The 1,921-nt window shown below is 61.3% G+C and carries 1 protein-coding gene; it reads right to left on the bottom strand.

Annotated elements, in window-relative coordinates:
- Positions 1-110: 110 nt before the first annotated feature.
- Positions 111-1,921 (bottom strand): translation initiation factor IF-2 (gene infB / locus V6C07_RS06555; RefSeq protein ID WP_333535545.1); only part of this gene is annotated, 1,811 nt, incomplete at its 5' end.

Here is a 1,921-nt window from a genome sequence, read left to right as displayed (position 1 = left end):
CTGGCAGGCCGTGAGGCCGACGGGCGTGGAGCGGCAGCGGGGGAGGCTTCTTGTTCAAGAAACCTCCCCCGAAAACCTGCGGTTATCAGCCTCGCGGCTGGAGCGTACGGCTACAGCGTGGCTGCTTCTTCCACTGTTTCAAACGCTTCAATGATGTCGCCGATCTTGATGTCATTGAAGTTTTCCAGGCCCACGCCGCATTCGTTGCCCTTGACGACTTCCTTGGCGTCATCCTTGAAGCGCTTGAGGGAAGAGATCTTGCCGGTGTAGACCACCACGCCGTCGCGCAGCAGGCGCACCCCGGCGTTACGGGCGATCTTGCCGTCGGCCACGTAGGAGCCCGCGATGATGCCGATCTTGGGCACACTGAAGGTGTCGCGCACTTCGGCCTGGCCGAGGTAGACTTCACGCTGCACGGGAGCCAGCATGCCAGCCATGGCGCTCTTGATGTCGTCCACCAGCTTGTAGATGATCTCGTAGAAACGGATATCCACGTTTTCGTGTTCGGCCACATCCTTGATCTTGGCTGCGGGCCGCACGTTGAAGCCGATGATGATGGCCTGCGAGGCGGAAGCCAGCAGAATGTCCGATTCGGTAATGGCGCCGGTGCCACCGTGCACAACGTTGATGCGCACCTTGTCCGTGCTCTGCTTGACCAGCGCTTCGGTGATGGCTTCCAGGCTGCCCTGCACGTCGGACTTGAGCACAAGGTTGAGCGTAAGGGTTTCCTGATCGGACTTGCGCTGCGAAAGGAAGGTTTCGAGCGTCACGCGCGATTCGGAGGCCAGTTCACGTTCGCGCTGTTTGATGGCGCGGGAATCGGCGATGCGGCGTGCCAGCTTTTCATCGCTGACCACAAAGAACTCTTCGCCAGCTTCCGGAACGCCCTCAAAACCCTGCACTTCCACCGGCAGAGACGGTCCGGCCTCCTTGACCTTTTTGCCCTGATCGCTCATGAGCGCGCGAACGCGCCCGGAGAAGGGACCGCACACAAAGTTGTCGCCCTGATGCAGGGTTCCTTCCTGGATAAGCACGGTGGCAACGGGGCCACGGCCCTTGTCCAGCTTGGCTTCCACGATGCGGCCTTTGGCGACCTTATCGGGGTTGGCCTTGAGTTCCATAATTTCAGACTGCAGGGCCACCATTTCAAGCAGGTCGTCAAGGCCCATGCGGGTCTTGGCAGCCACCTTGGCAACAATGGTATCGCCGCCCCATTCTTCGGCCTGCAGGCCCAGTTCGGCCAGTTCACGCAGCACACGGTCGGGGTCGGCACTGGGTTTGTCCATCTTGTTGACGGCAACCATGATAGGCACGCCAGCGGCGCGGGCATGGTTGATGGCTTCGCGGGTCTGCTCCATCACGCCGTCGTCGGCAGCCACCACAAGGATGACAAGGTCCGTCACCTGCGCGCCGCGGGCTCGCATGGCCGTAAAGGCTTCGTGACCGGGCGTGTCGAGGAAGACAATCTCGCCGCGCTTGGTCTTCACGTGGTAGGCGCCGATATGCTGCGTAATACCCCCGGCTTCGCCGCCGGTGACGTTGGACTTGCGTATGGCGTCAAGCAGTGAGGTTTTGCCGTGGTCAACGTGGCCCATAATGGTCACGACGGGCGGGCGCGGCTTGAGGGTTTCGGGCGCGTCCACTTCCTTGGGGGTCAGGTAGTCGTCTTCGGAGAAGCCGGCCTTTTCCACCTCGTAACCGAATTCGGAAGCCACCAGAGTGGCCGTGTCGAAGTCCAGAGCCTGGTTGATGGTAGCCATGACGCCAAGGCCAAAGAGAATCTTGATGATCTCGTTGGCTTTGAGGCCCATCTGGTGGGCCATGTCGGCCACGCGGATAGCCTCGGTAACGCGGATCTTGCGTTTCGCGGCCTTGAGCGGCTGGGTGGCCTGCGAGTTGACGGGCTTGCCGCCTTTGCGGC

The sequence above is a fragment of the Desulfovibrio sp. 1214_IL3152 genome (genome assembly GCF_036763055.1).
Taxonomy (GTDB): Bacteria; Desulfobacterota; Desulfovibrionia; order Desulfovibrionales; family Desulfovibrionaceae; genus Desulfovibrio.
Note: the sequence above shows the minus strand (reverse complement) of the source record. Positions and strands in the feature narration are given on the sequence as shown.